At 78.2% G+C, this 20,663-nt stretch carries 20 protein-coding genes; 8 read left to right on the forward strand and 12 right to left on the reverse strand.

Annotated elements, in window-relative coordinates:
- Positions 1 to 78: 78 nt before the first annotated feature.
- Entirely contained in the window at positions 79 to 615 is a 537-nt protein-coding gene (locus ACFVXN_RS14035) for a sigma-70 family RNA polymerase sigma factor (RefSeq protein WP_389233463.1), read from the forward strand.
- A complete protein-coding gene (locus ACFVXN_RS14040) occupies positions 612 to 2,159 on the forward strand; it encodes a PQQ-binding-like beta-propeller repeat protein (protein ID WP_389233466.1) in 1,548 nt (515 codons plus the stop codon). Before ACFVXN_RS14035 ends, ACFVXN_RS14040 begins: the two co-directional genes overlap by 4 nt.
- 17 nt (positions 2,160 to 2,176) lie before the next feature.
- On the opposite strand, the gene ACFVXN_RS14045 is transcribed toward ACFVXN_RS14040, so the two are convergent.
- The 3 genes from ACFVXN_RS14045 to ACFVXN_RS14055 form a co-directional block, all read right to left on the reverse strand.
- Complete coding sequence (locus ACFVXN_RS14045; protein WP_389233469.1) at positions 2,177 to 2,524, reverse strand: anti-sigma factor antagonist; 348 nt, start codon at positions 2,522 to 2,524, stop codon at positions 2,177 to 2,179.
- Between the two features lie 97 nt (positions 2,525 to 2,621).
- Positions 2,622 to 4,205 (reverse strand): 5-oxoprolinase/urea amidolyase family protein, encoded by a 1,584-nt coding sequence (locus ACFVXN_RS14050; protein WP_389233472.1) that lies wholly within the window; start codon positions 4,203 to 4,205, stop codon positions 2,622 to 2,624.
- Between the two features lie 11 nt (positions 4,206 to 4,216).
- On the reverse strand, positions 4,217 to 4,990 hold the full coding sequence (locus ACFVXN_RS14055) for a LamB/YcsF family protein (RefSeq protein WP_389233475.1): 774 nt from the start codon (positions 4,988 to 4,990) through the stop codon (positions 4,217 to 4,219).
- Between the two features lie 85 nt (positions 4,991 to 5,075).
- Here ACFVXN_RS14055 and ACFVXN_RS14060 point away from each other — a divergent pair, with 85 nt between their 5' ends.
- Positions 5,076 to 7,658 (forward strand): DEAD/DEAH box helicase, encoded by a 2,583-nt coding sequence (locus ACFVXN_RS14060; RefSeq protein ID WP_389233478.1) that lies wholly within the window; start codon positions 5,076 to 5,078, stop codon positions 7,656 to 7,658.
- A 22-nt stretch (positions 7,659 to 7,680) separates the two neighbouring features.
- On the opposite strand, the gene ACFVXN_RS14065 is transcribed toward ACFVXN_RS14060, so the two are convergent.
- The 8 genes from ACFVXN_RS14065 to ACFVXN_RS14100 all read right to left on the reverse strand — a co-directional run bounded on the left by ACFVXN_RS14065 (position 7,681) and on the right by ACFVXN_RS14100 (position 13,238).
- Complete coding sequence (locus ACFVXN_RS14065; RefSeq protein WP_389233481.1) at positions 7,681 to 8,517, reverse strand: MerR family transcriptional regulator; 837 nt, start codon at positions 8,515 to 8,517, stop codon at positions 7,681 to 7,683.
- Between the two features lie 43 nt (positions 8,518 to 8,560).
- Positions 8,561 to 9,112, reverse strand: a complete 552-nt coding sequence (locus ACFVXN_RS14070; RefSeq protein ID WP_389233484.1) for an Rv3654c family TadE-like protein — start codon at positions 9,110 to 9,112, stop codon at positions 8,561 to 8,563.
- The gene (locus ACFVXN_RS14075; RefSeq protein WP_389233487.1) at positions 9,013 to 9,330 is read right to left on the reverse strand and encodes a TadE family type IV pilus minor pilin; all 318 of its coding nucleotides are present in this window, start codon (positions 9,328 to 9,330) and stop codon (positions 9,013 to 9,015) included. Before ACFVXN_RS14075 ends, ACFVXN_RS14070 begins: the two co-directional genes overlap by 100 nt.
- Before the next feature lie 67 nt (positions 9,331 to 9,397).
- Positions 9,398 to 9,547: a DUF4244 domain-containing protein gene (locus tag ACFVXN_RS14080; RefSeq protein WP_389233490.1), complete on the reverse strand. Its 150-nt coding sequence runs from the start codon at positions 9,545 to 9,547 to the stop codon at positions 9,398 to 9,400.
- Between the two features lie 404 nt (positions 9,548 to 9,951).
- Positions 9,952 to 10,413 carry a type II secretion system F family protein gene (locus ACFVXN_RS14085; protein WP_389233492.1) on the reverse strand — a complete coding sequence of 154 codons (462 nt, stop codon included), beginning with the start codon at positions 10,411 to 10,413 and terminating at the stop codon, positions 9,952 to 9,954.
- A gap of 184 nt (positions 10,414 to 10,597) precedes the next feature.
- Complete coding sequence (locus tag ACFVXN_RS14090) at positions 10,598 to 11,368, reverse strand: type II secretion system F family protein (protein ID WP_389233494.1); 771 nt, start codon at positions 11,366 to 11,368, stop codon at positions 10,598 to 10,600.
- On the reverse strand, positions 11,365 to 12,561 hold the full coding sequence (locus ACFVXN_RS14095) for a TadA family conjugal transfer-associated ATPase (protein ID WP_389233496.1): 1,197 nt from the start codon (positions 12,559 to 12,561) through the stop codon (positions 11,365 to 11,367). Before ACFVXN_RS14095 ends, ACFVXN_RS14090 begins: the two co-directional genes overlap by 4 nt.
- Positions 12,558 to 13,238: a pilus assembly protein FlpE gene (locus ACFVXN_RS14100; RefSeq protein ID WP_389233498.1), complete on the reverse strand. Its 681-nt coding sequence runs from the start codon at positions 13,236 to 13,238 to the stop codon at positions 12,558 to 12,560. Before ACFVXN_RS14100 ends, ACFVXN_RS14095 begins: the two co-directional genes overlap by 4 nt.
- 284 nt (positions 13,239 to 13,522) lie before the next feature.
- On the opposite strand from ACFVXN_RS14100, the gene ACFVXN_RS14105 reads away from it, so the two are divergent.
- Positions 13,523 to 14,482, forward strand: a complete 960-nt coding sequence (locus ACFVXN_RS14105) for an HAD family hydrolase (protein ID WP_389233501.1) — start codon at positions 13,523 to 13,525, stop codon at positions 14,480 to 14,482.
- A 166-nt stretch (positions 14,483 to 14,648) separates the two neighbouring features.
- Here ACFVXN_RS14105 and ACFVXN_RS14110 read toward each other — a convergent pair whose 3' ends face one another.
- A complete protein-coding gene (locus ACFVXN_RS14110) occupies positions 14,649 to 15,527 on the reverse strand; it encodes a Fic family protein (protein WP_389233504.1) in 879 nt (292 codons plus the stop codon).
- Positions 15,528 to 15,632: 105 nt separating this feature from the next.
- Between ACFVXN_RS14110 and ACFVXN_RS14115 the strand changes: the two genes are divergently transcribed.
- The 4 genes from ACFVXN_RS14115 to ACFVXN_RS14130 all read left to right on the forward strand — a co-directional run bounded on the left by ACFVXN_RS14115 (position 15,633) and on the right by ACFVXN_RS14130 (position 20,651).
- Positions 15,633 to 17,072: an NAD-dependent malic enzyme gene (locus ACFVXN_RS14115; RefSeq protein ID WP_389233507.1), complete on the forward strand. Its 1,440-nt coding sequence runs from the start codon at positions 15,633 to 15,635 to the stop codon at positions 17,070 to 17,072.
- A gap of 61 nt (positions 17,073 to 17,133) precedes the next feature.
- Complete coding sequence (gene rlmC / locus ACFVXN_RS14120) at positions 17,134 to 18,258, forward strand: 23S rRNA (uracil(747)-C(5))-methyltransferase RlmC (protein ID WP_389233510.1); 1,125 nt, start codon at positions 17,134 to 17,136, stop codon at positions 18,256 to 18,258.
- A gap of 58 nt (positions 18,259 to 18,316) precedes the next feature.
- Complete coding sequence (locus ACFVXN_RS14125; RefSeq protein WP_389233513.1) at positions 18,317 to 19,177, forward strand: formate/nitrite transporter family protein; 861 nt, start codon at positions 18,317 to 18,319, stop codon at positions 19,175 to 19,177.
- Positions 19,178 to 19,409: 232 nt separating this feature from the next.
- On the forward strand, positions 19,410 to 20,651 hold the full coding sequence (locus tag ACFVXN_RS14130) for a hypothetical protein (protein ID WP_389233516.1): 1,242 nt from the start codon (positions 19,410 to 19,412) through the stop codon (positions 20,649 to 20,651).
- Positions 20,652 to 20,663: the final 12 nt, after the last annotated feature.

Raw genomic sequence — 20,663 nt, forward strand, 5'->3', positions numbered from 1 at the left:
GCCCGAGGTGCTCGTCCCACCTCACGACAGGATCACCGGGACCACCCGCGGACGCGGGCGGACGACGAGGGGGACCACGTGGCGTGGCAGGAGCAGGTGGCGACGTTCGTCGCCGAACGGGGGCCGGCCCTCGTCGGGTACGCCCGGCTGCTGACGGGTGACCACGACAGCGCCCAGGACCTGGTCCAGGACGCGCTGGCGAAGGCCTGGTCCCGGTGGCGGGCAGGTGCGGACATCGAGTCGCTCGAGGCGTACGTGCGCCGGGCCGTGCTGTCCACGTACCTGGACCAGTACCGGCGACGACGGCTGTGGCAGCGGCGCGTGCACCTGCTCGCGACCCCCGAGTCCGAGCCGGCGCGCGAGGCCGCCACCGACGTGGCCGCCGACCTGGCGTCGGCGCTGCGGCACCTGAGCCCCCGGGAGCGGGCGTGCGTGGTGCTGCGGTTCTACGAGGACCTCACGGTCGCGGGCATCGCGGCGCGGCTGCAGCTCTCCGAGGGCGCGGTCAAGCGGTACCTGTCGGACGGGACGAGACGCCTCGGGGCGTTGATGGGCGACGCGTCCGCCGCCCACGAGATGGTCGAGGTGCGAGCGACGACGGAGGACCGGCGATGAACGAGCGCGACCTGCACACCAGCTTCGGCGACCTCGCCCGGAGCGCCGCCGACGAGCAGATCGACCGGCAGCGCCGCGGCGACGGGCTGTCCGTGTCGTCGATCACGCGGCAGTCGAGCCGCGCACGCCGACGGCGCGGGGCCCTGACCACCGTCGCGGGCATCGCGGCGGTGACCAGCCTGGTCCTCACCGGGTCCGCGCTGGCCGACCGGCCCGAGCCCCGACCGGCGGGCACCCCGACCACGTCGCCCACGCGGTCGACCCCCACCCCCACCCCCGCTCCGGACCCCACGCCCGATCCCACGCCGAGCAGCCCGGTGACGAGCGCGCCCCCGACGGCGCCGGACGTCACCGGGACCACCGGCGTCCTGCGGTCCTACCCGTCCGCCCCCCGCGCCGCCTGGACCGTGCCGCCGAGCAGCATCTGGCCCGCCGCGTCGGGGTACCCGGGCGCGCTGCCCCTCCTCGGGGACGTGACGGCCTCCCCGCACTCCTACCCGGCGTTCCGCGCCCTCGCCGCAGGCGGGACGTGGCTGGTCGCCGCGGGCATCCCGGAGGACGAGGACCTCGTCGGCCTCGGCGCGGACGACGGGACCGTCCGCTGGACCCTGGACGGACCGCCCGGCGACGCGGTCGACGCGTGCGCCGGCGTCCACGACGGGCTCCTCGTCTGCCAGGGGGGCGGCGACGGTGCCCGCGTGGTCCAGCTGCGCGACCCGGGGACCGGGGACGTGGTCCGGGAGGCCGGACCGGGCGGGTCGGGCATCGCCCTCGCCGCCGACGCCGTCGTCGTGCACGCCGTCACCGGCACCGACGTGCTCGTCGAGGTGCGCGACCTCGTCACGGGCGCCGTGCGGGGCGGGTTCACGCTGCCGGGTGCCGCCGGCGACGGGGTGGTCCAGTGGCGACGCGCGGGTGCGTATGTGCTCGTCGAGGCGCCGCAGTACTCGTTCGTCGTCGACGCGAGGAGCGGGCGCCAGGTCGGCGGGTCGCTGAACCGACCGGGTGGGGTGCGCCCCGACGGCTGGGTGACCGGGTACGCGGCCGACGGCAACCTGCACGCCGTGGGCCCCGACGGGCGGGACCTGACGCTCCCCGCCGGGTACGCGGCCACGCCCCGGGTGTGGGCGCCCGCGCCCGACCTCGACGTGCCCCTGCTCGTGTGGCCGGATCCGGCCGACTCCGCCGATCGGCGCGTGCGCGCGGTCGACCCCGCGTCGGGCGAGGTCGTCTGGTCCGTGCCGGGCACCACCGCCGTGCAGGCCGTGGCGGGCCGCACCGTGGTGCTCGTGGGCCAGGAGGAGCTCGTCGCCGTCGACGCCCCGACCGGCACGGAGCTCTGGCGCACGCCGGCCGGGAACATCGTCGGGGTGGACGGCGAGCGCCTGGTCGTCGACGACCTCGCGGGCCTCCGGGCGGTCGACCTCCGCACCGGATCCGTCGCCTGGGAGCTCGCGCTCGACCCGACGGTCCAGGTGCACGAGGTCGACGGCACGCTCGTCGCCGTGGGCGCCGACGGCTCGCTGACGAGCCTGGTCCCCTGACCCCCGGCGGTCGCGGATCAGTCGGCGGGCTGGTCCGCGAGCGCCTCGTCGACGGTCTCGCGGATGGTGAACACCTGGGTCAGCGCCGTGATCCGGAAGACCTTGAGCAGCCGCTCGGAGTCGATCACCAGCTGCAGCCGGCCGTCGGCGCCGCGGACGCGCTTGAGCACGCCGACCAGCAGACCGAGGCCGGTGGAGTCCATGAACCGCACGTCCGTCAGGTTCACGACCAGGTCCACGTGACCCTGGTCGACCAGCGACGTGAGCTTCTCGCGCAGGGCAGGCGCGGTGTACACGTCGATCTCGCCCGACACGTCGACGACGGTCCGACCGTCCACGGTCCTGCTGGCCACGCTCACGTCCACCTGGGCTCCCCTCCCGCTGGGAGCATTCAAACAGACCGTGGGGCGTGCGACGGCGTTCTGCTCCGGGCGCGTGTCCGACCGGGCCCCGGGACCGCGGTCATCCCCGGGGGACCAGCCGCACCGCGTCGCCCGGACGCAGCTGACCGGCGACGTCCCGGGCCGCGTCGGTCAGCACCGCCAGCACCGGGTAACCGCCGGTCACCGGGTGGTCCGCGCCGAACACGACCGGTCGGCCGTCGGGCGGCACCTGCACCGCGCCGGGCACCAGGGGCTCCGACGGCAGCTCGCCACGATTCACCCGTTCGACCGGCGGGCCGTCGAGCCGCAGGGCCACCCGGTTGCTCGCGGGGGTGACGGTGTACACCCGCCGGCCCAGGGCGGCGAGCCCGCCCGGCGCGAACCAGTCCGGCCGCGGGCCCGGGAGCACCGCCAGCTCCGCCGGGTCCGACCGGGGCGACGGCGGGTCGGGCCACGGCTGCGCGGCCGCCTCCACCCGCGCGCCGAGCGGGAGCACGTCGCCGGCGCGCACCGGCGGCGGGCCGATCCCGGACAGCTGGTCCGACGACCGCGACCCCAGCACCGCCGGCACCTCCAGGCCACCGCGCACCGCGACGTACACGCGCAGCCCGTGCACCGCGTGCCCGGTCCGCAGCACCGCCCCGGGCGGGACGCGGGTCGCGGTCCGCGGGGCGACCGGGCGCCCGTCGAGCCGGGCCGGGACCTCGGCCCCGGTCAGCGCCAGCACCCCACCCGCCGGGAACACCAGCTCGACGCCCCCGAGCAGCACCTCGAGGACGGCCGCGTCCCCGGAGTTCCCGACGAGCCGGTTCGCCTGACGCGCCGCACGGGCGTCCGCGGCGCCGGACCGCCCCACGCCGACCGCGGCCAGGCCCGGGCGGCCCCGGTCCTGGACGAGGGCGAGCACGCCGGGGTCGCGGACCTCGACGACGGCACCGGTCGGCGGCGTCGGCGTGCGAACGAGGGCTCGCGCGGCGACGGGTGCCGTCGGCGACCCCGCGGGGACGAACCGCACCCGCGTGCCGGGCGTGAGCAGCGCCGGCGGGTCGCGGTCGACGTCGAACAGCGGCACGTCGCAGGTGCCGAGCAGCCGCCACCCGCCCGGCGTCGCCGACGGGTAGACCGCCGCGAGCTCCCCCGCGACCGCCACCGACCCCGCCGGGACGCGCTCGCGCGGCGAGGACCTGCGGGGGACGTGCAGCGCGGGGTCGAGCCCGCTGAGGTAGGCGAACCCGGGCACGAACCCGCCGAACGCCACCGTGTACGTCGCCGCCGCGTGCCGCCGGACGACCTCCGCCTCCGTGAGGCCGGTCAGCGCGGCGACCTCGGCGAGGTCCGGGCCGTCGTAGCGGACGGGGAGCTCGACGGGCGGGGCCGCGGGCGCGGGGTGCGCCGGTCGCCCGCCGGTCGCCGCGAGCGCACCGGTCGCCGCGAGCGCACCGGCGGTCGCCGTCAGCGCGACCAGCCCGCGCGCCACCCACGACCGGTCCGCGAACCGGACCAGGAGCGTGCGCGCGGCGGGCACGACGTCGACGGCACCCGGCGGCGGGTCGGCCCGGAGCACCTCGTCGAGCGCACGCACCGCGTCCAGGTCCGGCAGGTCGACGAGCACCCCGTCCGGGCCGTACGGCACCGCGCGGACGGGCACGGCGCGGTCGGGCACGGCGCGGTGGGTCACGGCGCCGCGGGCCGCAGCACCACGCCCGCCCGCTCCAGGGCCGCGCGCACCGCCCGGGCCACCGGCACCGCCCCGGGTGTGTCGGAGTGCACGCACAGCGAGTCCGCCGCGACCGGCACCTCCGTCCCGTCGACCGAACGCACGACGCCCTCGAGCACCAGCCGGACGGCTCGGGCCGCGGCCTCCTCGGGGTCCGTGACCAGCGCCCCGGCGGTGCCCCGCGGCGCGAGCGTCCCGTCCGCCCGGTACCCCCGGTCCACGAACGCCTCGGGCACCGTCCGCAGGCCCGCGGCCGACGCGTGCCGCAGCACCGCGGACCCCGGCATCCCCACGACGGCCAGACCCGGGTCGGTCCCGACGATCCCGGCCACCACCGCGCGCGCCTGCTCGTCGTCGCCGACCACCCGGTGGTAGAGCGCCCCGTGCGGCTTGACGTACCCGACCCGGGCGCCGACGCCCCGCGCCACCGCCTGCAGCGCCCCCACCTGGTACGCGACCTCCGCCGTCAGCACGTCGGCGGGCACGTCCAGCGCGCGCCGCCCGAACCCGACCAGGTCCCGGTACCCGACGTGCGCACCGACCGCGACGCCACGCGCGACGGCGGTCGCGCAGCGCGCCGCCATGATCGCCGGGTCGCCCGCGTGGAACCCGCACGCGACGTTCGCGCTGGTCACCACGTCGAGCAGCGCGTCGTCCGTGCCGGGCTCGCCGAGCGTCCAGGGGCCGTAGCCCTCGCCGAGGTCGCAGTTCAGGTCGGTGTGCGCAGCCACGGCCCCATCCTGCCCCGCGGCGCCGTCCACGGTCCCCCGCTCGGCGTCGTCCGCGGACCGCGTCGGCAGGGGCGAGGATGGTGCCGTGGTCGCGACCGGTGAGCTGCTCGACGTGCTGCTCGCCGGCGGGCGGCGCGCGGACCGGCTCACGCACGTCCGGCACCTGCCCGCCCGCGCCGGGACCGCCGTGGACTGGCCCACGTGGGCGGACGCGGACCTGGTCGCCGGGTACCGGTCGCTGGGCGTCGACCGGCCGTGGCGCCACCAGGCCGAGGCGGCCGAGGCAGCCTGGTCCGGCCGGCACACCGTGCTGTCGACCTCCACGGGGTCAGGCAAGTCGCTGGCGTTCTGGCTGCCCTCGCTGTCGGCCGTCCGCGCGCAGGCCGCCGCCCGCACCCTCGACCCGGGCCGGATCGAGACCGTCGCCCGCCGCGGCTCCGTGCTGTACCTCTGCCCGACCAAGGCGCTCGCCGCCGACCAGCTGCACGCCCTCGACGGCGTCCTGCGGGCCGCCCGGGTGCGGGACGTGCGCGTGTCGACCTGCGACGGCGACACCGCGCAGGAGGAGCGCCGGTGGGTGCAGGAGCACGCCGACGTGGTGCTGACCAACCCGGACTTCCTGCACTTCGCCCTGCTGCCCCAACACCGCCGGTACGCCCGGCTGCTCGGTTCCCTGCGGTACGTGGTGCTCGACGAGTGCCACGCGTTCCGCGGGGTGTTCGGCGCCCACGTCGCCGCGGTGCTGCGCCGGCTGCGCCGCGTCGCGGGGATCTACGGCGCCGACCCGGTGTTCCTGCTGGCGTCCGCGACCACCGCCGAGCCCGCCGCGAGCGCCGCGCGGCTCATCGGCGTGCTGCCGCAGGACGTCGTCTCCGTCGCCGACGACGCCTCCCCCGCCGGCCGCAAGACGATCGCGCTCTGGCAGCCGCCGGAGGTCCCGGCCGCCGAGGGCCCGTGGAGCGGGCTGCTCCCCGAGGACGATCCGTGGGCGCTGCCGCTCGACGAGCCGCCGGTGGACGTCGACCGGGCGGGCGGGGCGTCGGACCCGGTCGCGCCCGGTGGGCCGGACGCGGCGACCGCGGCACCGGCCCCCGGCCCCGACGCCGGGTCGGTCGGGCCCGCCCGCGAGGGGTCGGGACCGCTCGGCACCGGCGAGGACCTGGTCGCCGACGACCCCGACCGGCCCCGCCGATCCGCCACCGCCGAGGTCGCGGACCTGCTGGCGGACCTCACCGCCGCGGGCGCCCGGACGCTCGCGTTCACCCGGTCGCGGCGGGCCGCCGAGTCGGTCGCGACCGTCACCCGGGAGCACCTGCGCGAGGTCGACCCCGAGCTGGCCGCCGCCGTCGCCGCCTACCGCGGCGGCTACCTCCCGGAGGAGCGCCGCGCCCTGGAGCAGGCGATCCGCACCGGGCGGTTGCGGGCCCTGGCCACGACGAACGCGCTCGAGCTCGGCGTCGACATCTCCGGGCTGGACGCCGTGGTCATCGCCGGCTGGCCCGGGACCCGCGTCTCCCTGTGGCAGCAGGCCGGGCGTGCGGGCCGCGCGGGCGCCGACGGGCTCGTCGTCCTGGTGGCCCGCGAGGACCCGCTCGACACGTTCCTCGTGCACCACCCCGAGGCGGCGCTCGACGCCCCGGTGGAGGCGACCGTGTTCGACCCCGCCAACCCGTACGTGCTCGCGCCGCACCTGTGCGCCGCCGCCGCGGAGACCCCGATCCGCACCGAGGAGCTCGACCTGTTCGGCCCGGGGACGCGTGAGCTGCTGGACGTCCTCGTGGCCCGGGGGGCGCTGCGCCGGCGCCCGTCCGGCTGGTACTGGACGCACGCGGAGCAGGCCGCGCGGCTCACCGACCTCCGCGGGACCGGTGGTGACCCCGTGCGCGTCGTCGAGGCGTCCACGGGCCGGCTCCTCGGGACCGTGGACTCCGCCGCGGCCGACTCGACCGTCCACGCCGGCGCGGTCTACGTCCACCAGGGCGCGACGTACGTGGTGTCCGAGCTGCACCTGGCCGACGGCGTCGCACTGGTGGACCGCCGCGACGTCGACTACGGGACCTGGGCCCGGTGGGTGACGTCCACCGAGATCCGCTCGACCACCCACGAGCGGCGGTGGGGCCCGGTGACCTGGGGGTTCGGGGCGGTCGACGTCACCACGCAGGTGCTGAGCTACCAGCGCAAGCGCATCCCCGACATGGAGGTGCTCGGCTCGGAGCTGCTGGACCTGCCCGCCCGGACCCTGCCGACCACCGCGGTCTGGTGGACCGCCCCGGCCGACGTGCTCGAGCGCGCCGGCGTGACCCTGGAGACCACGCCCGGCGCCCTGCACGCCGCCGAGCACGCGTCCATCGGACTGCTGCCGCTGCTCGCGACGTGCGACCGCTGGGACCTCGGCGGGGTGTCGACCGCGCTCCACGTCGACACCGAGCAGGCGACGGTCTTCGTGCACGACGCGTACCCCGGCGGCGCGGGCTTCGCGGAGCGCGGCTACGCCCTCGGCGCGACCTGGCTGCGGGCGACCCGCGAGGCCATCGCGACCTGCCCGTGCCGGACCGGGTGCCCGGCGTGCGTGCAGTCCCCCAAGTGCGGGAACGGCAACAACCCGCTGGAGAAGGCCGCCGCCGTGCGCCTGCTCGACGTCGTCCTGTCGCACGCCCCCGCGGACTGACCCGGCCCCGGCACCGGACCGGTCAGCGGTCGCGCACCGGCTGGCACACGTCGGTCACCCAGCGGGACGGGTCCTGCTCCTGCGCCGGGCCGACCCGGTAGACGTCGAACATCGGCCCGTCCATCTCCAGGTCGTGCGCCGCGATCCAGTCGCCGAGGGCGACGGTCACCGCACCGACCTGGTCGTACGGGCCGGTGAACGTCGCCGTGACGACGTCCCGGTCGGGCAGCTCGACGAACCGCAGGTCGTCCGCGCCGCCGAACGGGCCGGCGACCTCCAGCCACACCTCGACGTCGACGTCGCGCTCCCGGAAGCCGTCGTCGTGGAAGGTCGCCCCCGCGCAGCCTCCGGGGACGGGGACGGCTCGCGCCGCCCCGAGCGCCGCGCCGAGCCGCTGCCAGAGCAGCCCCTCGTCGGCGTAGGTGGGGATCGTGCCGCGCAGGGCGGCGACGGGGATGCCGGGCAGGGTGGTGCGACGGACGTCGACGGACATGACGGACTCCTCCAGCGCGGTGATGAGGTGGTCGACCCGCTCGATGCGCCGACGGACGTCGTCCGCGTCCGCCTCCAGGCGGGCGCGCTGGTCGTCGAGCGCCTGCCGCACGACCGCGGCGCGGTCCTCCGGCAGCAGCCGCGCGATCTGCGCGACCGCGAAGCCCGCGTCCCGCAACGCGCAGACGCGCGCCGCGGTCCGCAGCTGCTCCGGGGAGTACGAGCGGTACCCGGTGAACGGGTCGACGGCGGCCGGGGGCAGCAGCCCGTGGTCGTCGTAGTGCCGGAGCATCCGCACGCTGATCCGCGTCAGCCGGGAGAACTCCCCGATCGTGAACAGCCTCGCCTCGGAACGGGTCATGTCCATGACCCCACACCCTGACACGGTGGCAGGGTCCAGCCGCAGGACCTCACGGGTCCGCCGCCGTCCTCACCCGGGCCGCCTGCGGGCCCGCCCGCGCGGTGGCCGAGGCCTCCCCCGGGCCGAACGGCACCGTCGCCCGCACCTCGACCACCCCGCCCGCCCGGACGCCGCAGGTGGCGAGGTCGGCACCGTTCCGCCCGACGACGAGTCCGGCGACGGCGCACGCGTCCTCGACGGCCCGCCGCGCCGCCTGTGCGCCCGCGATCGCACCGAGGTCCGCCGCCGTCTGGGCCCGCCACCGGGCGGCCTGCGCGCCCGCGAGCGCCCCCAGCGCCCCGGCGAGCACGGCCACGACCGCCAGGAGCCCGAGCACGAGCACCGACGCCGAGCCACGGTCGCGGCGGTCGGGGCTGGTCGCCCGGTCGGAACGAGTCGCCCGGTCGAGCGGGCTCCCACGGTCGGTACGGGGGGTCGCCCGGTCGGCCCGCCCGCCAGCCGTCACGGCTCCTCCCGTGCGGTCGCGGTCCCGTGCACCACGACGCCGCCGAGCAGCGGCACCGTCGGCCCGACCGCCACCTCCACGGTCACGACGACCCACCCGTCGCCGCGTCCGACCGCGGCCTGCGCGCCGTCGCCGGCGATGCGTCGTGCGACCCGGGCCACGGCAGCGTCGTCCTCACCGAGCGCCGCGGCCCGCGCACCCGACCGGGCGGCGTCAGCGCACCGCAGCTGGGTCGCGGCGATCGACGCGAGGGCGACGACCACACCGACCAGCAGCGCGACGACCGGCAGGACGACCGCCATCTCCGCGGTCACCGAGCCCTCGTCACCGTCGGGACGGCGGCGCACCCGGGACGGCCCGGGGGCACGTGGCTCGCCCGCCTCACACCGACAGCGCACCGCGCACCAGCGACGTGAGGGCCTCGCGGATCTCCGGGCTCGTGAGGATGACGACGAGCAGGCCGGCGAACCCCACCGCCGCGATCATCACGATCGCGTACTCGGCGGTGGCCATCCCCGCGTCGGCCGGCACGCCCGGCACCCCCCGGCGGACCGCGCGCGCCCGGGCCGCGACCGCGCGTCCGAGGCGTCCGCGCCGGACGTGCCTCGCGAACCGGACCACCCCCGACGACCGACCGGGAGCTCGTCCCCGGTCCGTCGCTCCCCGACGGCGCCGACGCACGACCCGAACCGCGCGCGCCGTTCGCGCTCCCCGTCCGTCCACCCGGTCACCCGTGCCGTCAGCCATCGTGTCCTCCTCGAGTCCGCCGGGCAGCCCGTCGCCGCCCGCACTCCGACTGTGCTGCCGTCGGCTCGGCGCTCCTGGTCCCGAACGCGCGATCCTGGGGACGACGCGCGGGCGACCGGCCTGTGGAGGGTTCGGCGCCCGCACGCCGCCTGTCCCACGGGCCGCGACGAGCCGCACGGATCTGCTGCTCACCGCAGCAGCGTCCCGGCGAGCGACACCAGGACCGGGACCAGACCGATCAGCACGAAGGCCGGCAGGAAGCACAGCCCGAGGGGCAGCACGATCCGCACCCCGAGCCGGGCCGCCGCCTCGCGCGCGGCGCGCTCACGCTCACGACGCAGACCGGCAGCGGCGGCGCGGAGAGCCGGGGCCGCACCCGCGCCGGTGCTCCACGCGGACTCCAGCGGTGCCAGCGCCTCGCCGATCCCGGGTGCCCGGGCCCACGCGGCGGCCCACGGGGCGCCGAGGCGCAGGGCACCGGCCGCCGCGCGCAGGTCCGCGCCGACGGGGTCGACGAGGACGTCGCCGACCGCGCCCACGGCGTCGGGCACCGACGCGCCCGCCTCCACCGCGACCACGAGCAGGTCGAGGATCGTCACGGAGTCCGGGGCGGGTCCGGGGCGTCGACGCGGGTCCGCCGGACCGGCCACGGGCCCGCGTCGGGCACCCGGCCGGGCGCCCCGACCGGTCCCCCGGTCCCCGCCGCGCACCGCATCCCCGCCCGAGGCCCTGCCCCGCCCGGAGAGCGCCCCCGGGCCCGGGAGCCGCCGCGCCCGGGGGTGCAGGTGGACGGACGCAACGAGCACGGCCAGGACGAGCAGCACAGCGCGCACGTCACCCGCTCCCGCGCTGCGCGTGCCCGGCCCGCGCCGCGTCCCCTGCACGCCGGGCAGCAGCGGTCATCACCGCCACCCACCTCCGCCCCGCGACGACGAGCACGAGCCCGAGCAGGCCGGCGGCCGTGCCCGCACCTCCGTCGAGCAGCACGCCCAGGACGTCGGCCCCGAGCACCGACCCGAGAGCGACCCCGACGAGCGGCAGACCGGTGAGCAGGCGCGTCGTCTGCCGGGGGCCCGCGAGCGCCGCGCGGATCCCCGCCTCGACCTCCGCGTCCTGGGCGAGGGTGCGGGCGGCCGCGTCGAGGACCTGGGCCAGCGGGGCGCCGAGCACGACCGCCAGCCGGGTGGCGGCGAGCACGCCGGCGACCTGCCGCTCCAGGGCCGCGCCGCCGTCGGGCACCCCCGCCCACCGGGCACTCCTCGCGCCGCCGGCCCGGGGCGGGCCCACCAGCGCGGCGACCGCGTCGTCGAGCAGCGGTACCCCGTCGGGTGGCACCGGGATCCCGAGCGCGACCTGCCAGGCCCCGGCGGGCGACCGCCCGGCCCGGAGCTCGGCCGCCGCCGTCGCGACCGCCGGGGCGAGCACCGCGCCCGGGTCGCGCCGCGGGACGCGACGGCCTCGGGGTGCCGCGCCGCGCGGGCCCCGCACCGGACCCGCCCGCACCCGGGTGCGGGCGGCACCGGTCCCGCCGGCGAGGAGCACCGCGGCGGCGACGGGCACCCCGACCAGCACGGACCCACCCAGACCGGGGGCGGCGCGGATCACCCGGGGCCCGTGGGCGCGCGGTCGCCGGTGAGTCCCGCGCGGCGGGCGAGCGCGGGCCAGCCCGGTCCGGCACCGACCCGGCCGTCCGCCGCGACGACGAGCCCGGTCCGGACGTGCAGCCCGCCCGCGCCGTCGAGCCGGTCGACCACCCCGACCTCGGCGACCCGCCGACGGCCGCCGTCGCGCCGCAGGTGCAGCACCGCGTGGAACGCGCTGGCGGCCTGCGCGGCGACGGCGTCACGCGACAGGCCCGCGAGCGCCCCCAGGGCCGTGAGCCGCGCCGGCACGTCGGCCACCGCGTTGGCGTGCACCGTCGTGCACCCGCCGTCGTGCCCGGTGTTCAGGGCGCTCAGCACCTCCCGGACCTCGGCCCCGCGGCACTCCCCGAGGACGACGCGGTCGGGCCGCATCCGCAGGGCCTCGCGGACCAGATCGGCCAGCTCGACGGCACCGGCGCCCTCGACGTTCGCACGCCGGGCGAGCAGCCGCACGACGTGGGGGTGCTGCGGGGCGAGCTCCCCGGCCTCCTCGACGCAGACGATCCGCTCCCCCGGGTCGGCCAGGGAGAGCAGGGTCGACAGCAGCGTCGTCTTGCCGGTGCCGGTCGCGCCGGAGACGAGGAGGTTCGCGCGACCGCGGACGAGACCGCGCAGCAGCTCGTCGACGCCGGGGGCGACCGTCCCGGACCGCACGAGGTCGGCGAGCGCGAACGGCCGGTGCCGCACGACGCGCAGCGACAGCAGGGTGCAGCCGTCGGCGACCGGCGGCAGGACGGCGTGCAGCCGCGTGCCGTCGGGCAGCCGGGCGTCCACGGCGGGGCGCGCGTCGTCGAGCCGCTGCCCGCCCGCGGTCGCGAGCCGCACCGCGAGGTCGCGCACGCGCCCGGCGTCGCCGAGGTCGACGTCGGTGCGCACGAGGCGACCGGCGTGCTCGACCCAGACGTCGCGCGGTCCGTTCACCAGCACGTCCGTCACGTCGGGGTCGTCGAGCAGCGGCTGGAGCGGCCCGGCGCCCCGGATCTCGGCGTGCACGGAGGCCTCGAGCTCCGCGAGCGCGGTCCGGCCGAGGACACGGCCGGTGGCCCGCAGCGCGGCGGCGACCCGTTCCACGGTGACGGGTCCGCCCTCGTCGGCGAGGCGCCGGCGGACGTCCGCGACGAGGTCCGCGTCGGGCGGCCCGCTGCCGACGGTCATGCGCGGCGCTCCCGGGGCAGGTCGACCAGCCGAGCCGCGAGCCGCTCGACCGCCCGCAGCAGCCCGGCGGGCGCCACCGGCCCGGCGCCCCGGTCCACGGCGGCGGCGACGCTCCTCGCGCGGGGCAGCGTCGCGAGCACCGGCAGGCCGACGGACTCACCGATCTCGGTGCCCCCGAGCCCGCCCGGCGCGGGACCCCGCACGACCAGGGCGACCCGGCGCCCGTCGTCGACGAGCACATCGCGCAGCAGCCGCGCGCCCGCCGTCCCGGGGACGTCCCGCGGCGTGACCACCAGCACCGAGTCGCACGCACGGTGCAGCGCGTCCTCGACGCCCGGAGGTCCGGCCCGCGCCGCCAGCACCGCGGAGCGGTCGAGGTCGAGCACGACGGACCGGTGCGCGTCCGCGAGCGCGTCGAGCACGTCCGGGAGCACGGCGGCGGGCGGCGGGCCGGGGCGGGCGTCGTCGGTCGGCAGCACGGCGCACCGGTCCCAGCGCAGCAGCGTGCCGGCGAGCTGGTCGGGGTCGACCGCGCCGATCGCCCCGGTGAGGTCGGGCCAGCGCAGCCCGGGCTGGTCCTCGATACCGAGCGCCGTGTCCAGCGACGGCCCCGGCCCGGTGTCGACCAGCACGGTGGGACCGCGGCGGGCCAGCCGCGCGGCGAGCAGTGCCGCCACGACCGTCGCCCCCGCCCCGCCGCGCGCCCCCACGACGCCGACCAGCCCCGCCCCGCCCGACCCCGCCCCGCCCGACCTCGTCCTGCCCGACCCCGCGCCACCCACCCTGCGACCCCGCTCCGTCATCGCCGTCCTCCTCGTCGCCGCACCCGTGGGCCCCGACGCTCCCGCCCTCCGCGCCCCGGCGCCACCGACCCGCGCCCGTCCTGGGGACCACGCGCGGCCTCCCTGCCTGTGGAGGGCTCGGCGGGGCTCGATATCGTCGATCGAGGAGGATCGGGCCCATGAGCAGCAGCAGCGCCCCGACGGCGGAGCCCCACGACGCACGCGGCGGGCGCGGCCGCGCCGCCGCGTTCTTCGACCTGGACAAGACCCTGCTGTCGACCTCGGCGGCCACGGCGTTCGCCCGGCCGTTCCTGCGCGGCGGCCTGCTGACCCGGCGCGCGGTCCTGCGGTCGGCGGCGTCGCAGGTCGCCTTCGTGCTGGGCAGCGCCACCGAGGGCCGGACGGAGCGGGTCCGTGCCCGGCTGTCCGCGGCCGTGGCGGGGTGGGAGGTCGCCCGGGTGTCCGCCGTGGTCGCCGCGCACCTGCACGAGGCGGTCGACGGCGTGCTGTCGCCCCGGGCGCTCGAGCTGGTCGCGGAGCACCACGCGGCCGGGCACGACGTCGTGGTGGTGTCGGCGTCCAGCGAGGAGCTGGTCCGGCCGATCGCCGCGCTGGTGGGTGCGGACGAGGTGATCGCCAGCCGCATGGAGGTCGCGGACGGCCGGTACACCGGCGCGATCGCGTTCTACGCCTACGGCGAGGCCAAGGCGGCGGCCATGCGCGCGCTCGCCGAGCGCCGGGGCTACGACCTGGCGCGGTCGACCGCCTACACGGACTCCGCGACGGACGCGCCGATGCTCGCCGCCGTCGGCTACGGCGTCGTGGTGCACCCCGACCGCGCGCTGCGCCGGCTGGCCGAGCGCGAGGGCTGGGCGTCGGTCGAGCTGCACCGGCCCCTGGCGGTCCGGGTCCTCGCCCGGCCCGCGGGCCGGGTCGCCGTCGTGGCGCTCGCGGCGGTCGCCGTGGCGGCCGGCGCGGTCGTCGTGGCGCGCGGACGCCGCCGGTCGCCGCACGACGGCGGTCCCACGGGTCGGACAGCGGTCTCGCACCGCGGTCACGGGGGCGGCGTCCACCTGCGAGTTCGCCCGGCGCTCTTCCGCGCGCGCCCGCACCGGGGGTGTGATGGGCGGCACAACTGAACGGCACGAAGGAACCCACGCGCGATCCGTCCACGCATAGGACGCGTCGGACGGGCTCGACCCGTCCCGACGAACACCCTGCACGCCTGATACCCCTCGTGCCGTTCGGTTCGGCCACGGCGTCCGCGAGGACGCCGTCGTCGTGCCCGGACCGGTGGACCCGAGGTCAGGCGCCGCCCAGCCGCCCGGCCAGGACCGCGTCCGCGACGGCGCGCCCCTCGGCGGCCCCGGCGACCACCGCCCCGGACGCCGCGGCCACCCAGCCGGCGACCCCCTCGGGCGTCCCGGTCGCGAACCGCGCGGCAGCCGCGACGTAGGGGTGCGGCGTCGCCGTCCACGCGACCTCGGGCACCACGGCCCCGGTGGGGTCGAGCCCGCGGCCGCTGAGCAGCATCCGGGCGACCGCGCGCGCCACGAGGCCGTTCCCCGCGACGAACGGGCGCAGCGCCAGCACCTCGCCGTGCACGACCGCGGCGACGACCAGCGCCGGCACCCGCGTCGCCGCGACGGTGCGGGTCAGCAGGGCCAGCCGGTCCGCGACCTCCGCGCCCGACGGGGCCGACCCGAGGCCACCGAGGTCCCGCGGGTCGACGCCCGCGCCGCGCACCCGGCCCAGGTCGGCGTCGGGCAGCCACCCCGCGCCGGCGGCGGTGTGCAGCCGCGCCAGCACCTGGCCGAGCGGCGGCACCACCGGCTCCGCCCGGCCGCCGAGGTCCGGACGCCAGCCGGCCGCGAGCACGGTGGCCCGCAGCGACCCCGCGGCCACCCGCGCCGCACCGTCCGTCCCGGGCGCCTCCCCCGTCGCGACCCCGCGCAGCGCGTCCAGCGGGACCCGGGCGCCGTCGACCGCGGCGCTGGCCCGGGCGGCCCGCAGGTCGGCCTCCGCGCGCACCTCCCGCCACCGGCGGCGGAACGCCTCGTGCCAGCGCAGCTCCTCGCACGCGGTCCGCGCCCGGTCGACGGCCTCGCGCACGCCGGGGAGGTCGAGCAGCGGGGCGAGCGGGTCGTCCGCCGCGGGGGCGCGTCGCGGGGGCAGGGGCAGCACGCGCGCCACCCTACGAGGTGTCCGCGGCGGCCCCGGCCCTCGCGACGAGCCGACGGGAGCCACCAGGCGTGGGCGTCGGAGCGTGATCCGGGCCACACTGACCCCATGCCCTCGACGCCGAGCGTGTCCTCGTCCATCACCGCCCGCCTGCACGTCCAGGCCCGCCCGACCGCCGTGTCGGAGCTGACCTCGGCGATCGAGCAGACCGGCGGCATCGTCACCGCGCTCGACGTCACGGCGTCGGGCCACGAGCGCCTCACGGTCGACGTGACGTGCGCGACCAGCGGCGAGGAGCACGCCGCGCAGATCACCGCCGCGCTGCGTGAGCTGCCCGGGGTGGACGTCGAGCGCGTCAGCGACCGGACGTTCCTCATGCACCTCGGCGGCAAGCTGTCGATCGAGTCGAAGGTGCCGCTGCGCAACCGCGACGACCTGTCGATGGCCTACACGCCGGGCGTCGCGCGGGTCTGCGAGGCGATCGCCGCGCGGCCCGACGACGCCCGCCGCCTGACGATCAAGCGCAACACGATCGCCGTGGTCACGGACGGCACCGCCGTGCTCGGGCTGGGGAACATCGGCCCGCTCGCCGCGCTGCCGGTCATGGAGGGCAAGGCCGCGCTGTTCAAGCGGTTCGCGGGCATCGACGCGTTCCCGCTCGCGCTCGACACCACGGACGTCGACGAGATCGTCGAGACGGTCGTGCGGGTCGCGCCGGTGTTCGCGGGGATCAACCTCGAGGACATCTCGGCGCCGCGGTGCTTCGAGGTCGAGCGCCGGCTGCGCGAGCGGCTCGACATCCCCGTGTTCCACGACGACCAGCACGGGACCGCGATCGTCGTCACCGCCGCGCTGACCAACGCGCTGAAGGTCGTGCACAAGCGGATCGAGGACGTGCGGGTCGTGCTGTCCGGCGCGGGCGCGGCGGGGACGGCGGTGCTCAAGCTGCTGCTCTCGGCCGGGGTGCGGGACGTGGTGGTCGCCGACGTCGACGGGATCGTGCACCCGGGGCGGGCGCTGGCCTCCCCGGAGCTGCGCTGGATCGCCGAGCGGACCAACCCCCGCGGCGTGACCGGCGAGCTGCGCGGCGCCCTGGCCGGCGCCGACGTGTTCATCGGGGTGTCCGCCCCGAACATCCTCACCGGCGACGACCTCGCGACGATGGCCCCGGACTCCGTGGTGTTCGCCCTGGCGAACCCGCGCCCGGAGGTCGACCCCGTCGTCGCGGCGCAGCACGCGGCCGTCGTGGGCACGGGCCGCAGCGACGTGGCGAACCAGATCAACAACGTGCTCGCGTTCCCGGGCGTGTTCCGCGGTCTGCTCGACGCGCGGTCGCACGTCATCACCGACGACATGCTGCTCGCCGCGGCGCGCGCCCTGGCGTCCGTGGTCACCGACGACGAGCTGAACCCGGCGTACATCATCCCCAGCGTGTTCCACCCGGACGTCGCCTCGACGGTGGCCGCCGCCGTCGCGCACGTGGCGAGCGGCGGCGAGGTCCGCCCCGAGACCGGCGCGGTCGCGCTGGTGCCCGCCCCGCGGACCTGACGGCACCACCCGCGCCGGCGGCCCCCGGGGTCGCGACCGGCCCGCGCCGTAGGATCGACCGGTGCAGTGCCACCACTTCGACGCCGCCCGGTGCGGGTCCTGCACCCTCATCGAGCAGCCGTACGCCGACCAGCTCGCCGCCAAGCAGCAGCGGTGCGCGGAGCTGCTCGCGCCCGTGGGGCCGGTGGACTGGCGGGCACCGGTCGCGAGCGCCGAGAGCGGGTTCCGCAACAAGGCGAAGCTCGCCGTCGGCGGCACGGTGGACGCGCCGACGCTCGGGATCCTCGACCCCGGCGGCGCGGGCGTCGACCTGCGGGACTGCGGCCTGTACCCGGCGACGCTCCAGGCGGCGCTGCCGGTCGTCGCCGCGTTCGTGTCGCTCGCCCGACTGGTCCCCTACGACGTCCCGACCCGCCGCGGCGAGCTGAAGTACGTCCTGGTCACCGAGTCGCCGGACGGCGAGCTGATGGTGCGGTTCGTGCTGCGGTCCACGGAGGCCCTGCCCCGGCTGCGCAAGCACCTGCCGTGGCTGCTGGGGGCGCTGCCGCGCGCGGTGGTCGTGTCGGCGAACCTGCTCCCGGAGCACAAGGCGGTGCTGGAGGGCGAGCAGGAGGTCGTGCTCACCGAGCGCGCGACGCTGCGGATGCGGGTCAACGACATCGACCTGCACCTGCGCCCGCAGAGCTTCTTCCAGACGAACACCGCGGTCGCCGCCGCGCTCTACCGGATCGGCCGGGAGCTGGTCGACGCCTCCGCGCCCCGCACGGTGTGGGACCTGTACTGCGGCGTGGGCGGGTTCGCGCTGCACGTCGCGGGCCCGGGCCGGGAGGTCGTCGGGATCGAGACCAGCACCGAGGCGGTCGCCAGCGCCGAGCAGAGCCGCGACGACCTCGGCCTGGCCGGGGTGCGGTTCGCGGCGGGCGACGCGACCGCGTTCGCGCTGGCCGCGGCCGCCCCCCCGGACCTGGTGATCGTGAACCCGCCGCGCCGGGGCATCGGTCCGGCGCTGGCCGGGTGGCTCGAGGCGTCGGGGGTGCGCGACGTCGTCTACTCGAGCTGCAACGCGGCGTCCCTGGCGCGCGACCTCGCGGCGATGCCGTCGCTGCGCCCGACCCAGGGGCGCGTGCTCGACATGTTCCCGCAGACGGGCCACTACGAGGCGGTCGTCGCCCTCACCCGCGCCTGACCGGGGCGCGGTCTTTCGTCCCACGTGCGGGGCGCACGCCGACGGCAGGCTGGACCCCATGCTGACCGTCGGCGAGGCCCTCGAGTACCAGACGCACGCGGCGCGGACCAAGTCCGACCTGGCCCGCCGACCCGGCGTCTACCTGGTGAACACCATGCTCGCCGGCCTGTACATCGGCCTCGGCGTCGTCATCATGGCGACCGCCGGCGGACCGCTCGCCGACGCGGGCTCGGGCTTCACCCCCCTGGTCCAGGGCCTGGTGTTCGGCGTCGCGCTGACCATCGTGGTCGTGGCCGGCGGCGAGCTCGCGACCTCCGCGATGATGGTCTTCACCCAGGGCGCGATGCGCGGCGCGATCTCGTGGGGCCGCGCCGGCGCGACGCTCCTCGCGTGCCTGGCGGGCAACCTGCTCGGCGCGATCCTGCTGGCCGCGGTCCTGCGGCTGTCGGGGGCGTTCGGTCCCGACACCCCGGCCGGCCGGATGATCGCCTCGATGATCGAGCACAAGGCCGCCGAGACCGGCACCGAGCTGTTCTTCCGCGGCGTGATGTGCAACCTCATGGTGTGCCTCGCCATCTGGTGCGCCGGGCGGCTGCAGACCGAGATCGCGAAGATCGTCGTCATCTTCGCCTGCGTGATGGTCTTCATCACCTCCGGGTTCGACCACGTGGTGGCGAACATGACGACGTTCTCGCTCGGCCTGATGAGCGGGATGCCGGACGCGACGGTGGTCGAGTTCGCCCGGAACGTGCTGTTCGTCGGGCTGGGCAACCTCGTCGGCGGCGGCCTGCTCGTCGGCGCGGCGAACGCCGTCGCCGCCGCACCGGCGCGCGCGACGACCGACCCGCAGCCCACCCCGGCCGAGCCCGCCGTCGCGGCTCCCTCCGCCCTCGCCGACGCGGTCCCCACCCCGCGCTGACCCGCTCTCCCTGCGCCGACCCGGCGTGGTGGGCTCCGCGCGAGAACCCCGCGGGATCGGGCATTCCGGGCGCGCCACACGGCGGACCGGGCACGCGCGCTCTACGGTCGTACCGAGCACGGACGTGACCTGACCGGTGACGTCGCAGAGACCGGACCCGCCTCGCGGGGCGGGCGCGGGCGACGCCGGCGCTGCCGCCGTGCGGGCGCCGGACGGCACGAGGGAGAACGCCATGAGCAGCACGCCGGACCGCGAGCACCAGGACGACGCCGCCCCGGCGACGGGCGCCACCGACGCGGGCACCGGGGCGGGCACCGGGTCCGAGGCGACGACCCGCCCGGGCCCCGCACCGACCTCGACCGACGCCGCGGACGCGGCCGGCACGCCGCGGGCCACGGCCGCGCCGTCCTCCGTCGCCACGCCCGATGCCGCAGACGGCCCCGTCACCACGGACCCGCGCCCCACCCCGGCGACCCCGTCCCGCGGCACGAGCGCGCACCGCGCCTCCCGCCCGGCGCCGGTGCCTCCCGCACCCGAGGACCCCGCGCCCCCGGTCCTGCCGGCCACCACCGCGTCGACGACCGCCGTCGTGTCGGACGGCTCGGGCGCCCCGACGGCCCCTCTGCCCGCCGCGACCGGCACGCCCCCGGCGGCGCCCACCGCGAGCCCGGCGACCCCGACGGCACCCGTCCCGCCGGCGGAGGCGGTGCGCCGCACGAGCTTCCGCGGCGCCGAGGCCCGCGCCGCCGCCGTGCTGGTCACCGGGACCCCGGCCGCCCCGCACGGTGACGACGACCCGCTCGCCCCGGCCCCCGGCACCGACACGCTCGACACCGCCGCGCTGCCCGGCACCGGCCCGTCCGACGCGTCGGTCCCCTACGGCGACCCGTCGGCCCCGGCGACGCCGCGCGAGCCGCTGCCCGCCGTGCCGGCCGGTGCCGCCGTGCCGCCCGGCGCCGCACGCCACGAGGCCCCCGAGACCCGGTCCCGCCGGGACGCCGTCGTCGAGACGCCCGCGCGCCGACCCGGTGGCGGCGTGGGCCGGCACCTCGCCGGCGTGCTGGCGGGGCTGCTGGTCGGGGCGGTCGGGGTCTGGACCGTGGTGTTCGGTCAGTCCCGGGTGCTGGCCGCGCAGGCGCCGGGCTGGGACGCGTCCTACGACGTGGTCGGCGTGCTGCTGGTGACCGCGGGCGTGCTGGTGCTCGCCGTCGTGCTCGGGCTCGGGCTGTGGTCGCCGGCGGTGCCCCTGACCGCGGGGCTGGTGGCCTCGGTCGTCGGCGTGGTGCTGCTGTACGTCCCGGCCACGACGCACGTGGACGTCGTCCGCTGGTTCGCCACCGACGCCACCCGGGGGTCCGTCGTGCGCGCGACCGTGACGGCGACGTCGGGCACGGTGTTCGTGGTCGGTGCGCTGCTGCTGGTGGCGGGCCTGGTGCTGGCGGTGGCGCGCCGCCGGTGGCTGCCCCGCGTCTGACCGCGGGGCACC

Origin of the sequence: Cellulomonas sp. NPDC058312 (assembly GCF_042880135.1) — a bacterium.
Classification (GTDB): domain Bacteria; phylum Actinomycetota; class Actinomycetes; order Actinomycetales; family Cellulomonadaceae; genus Cellulomonas.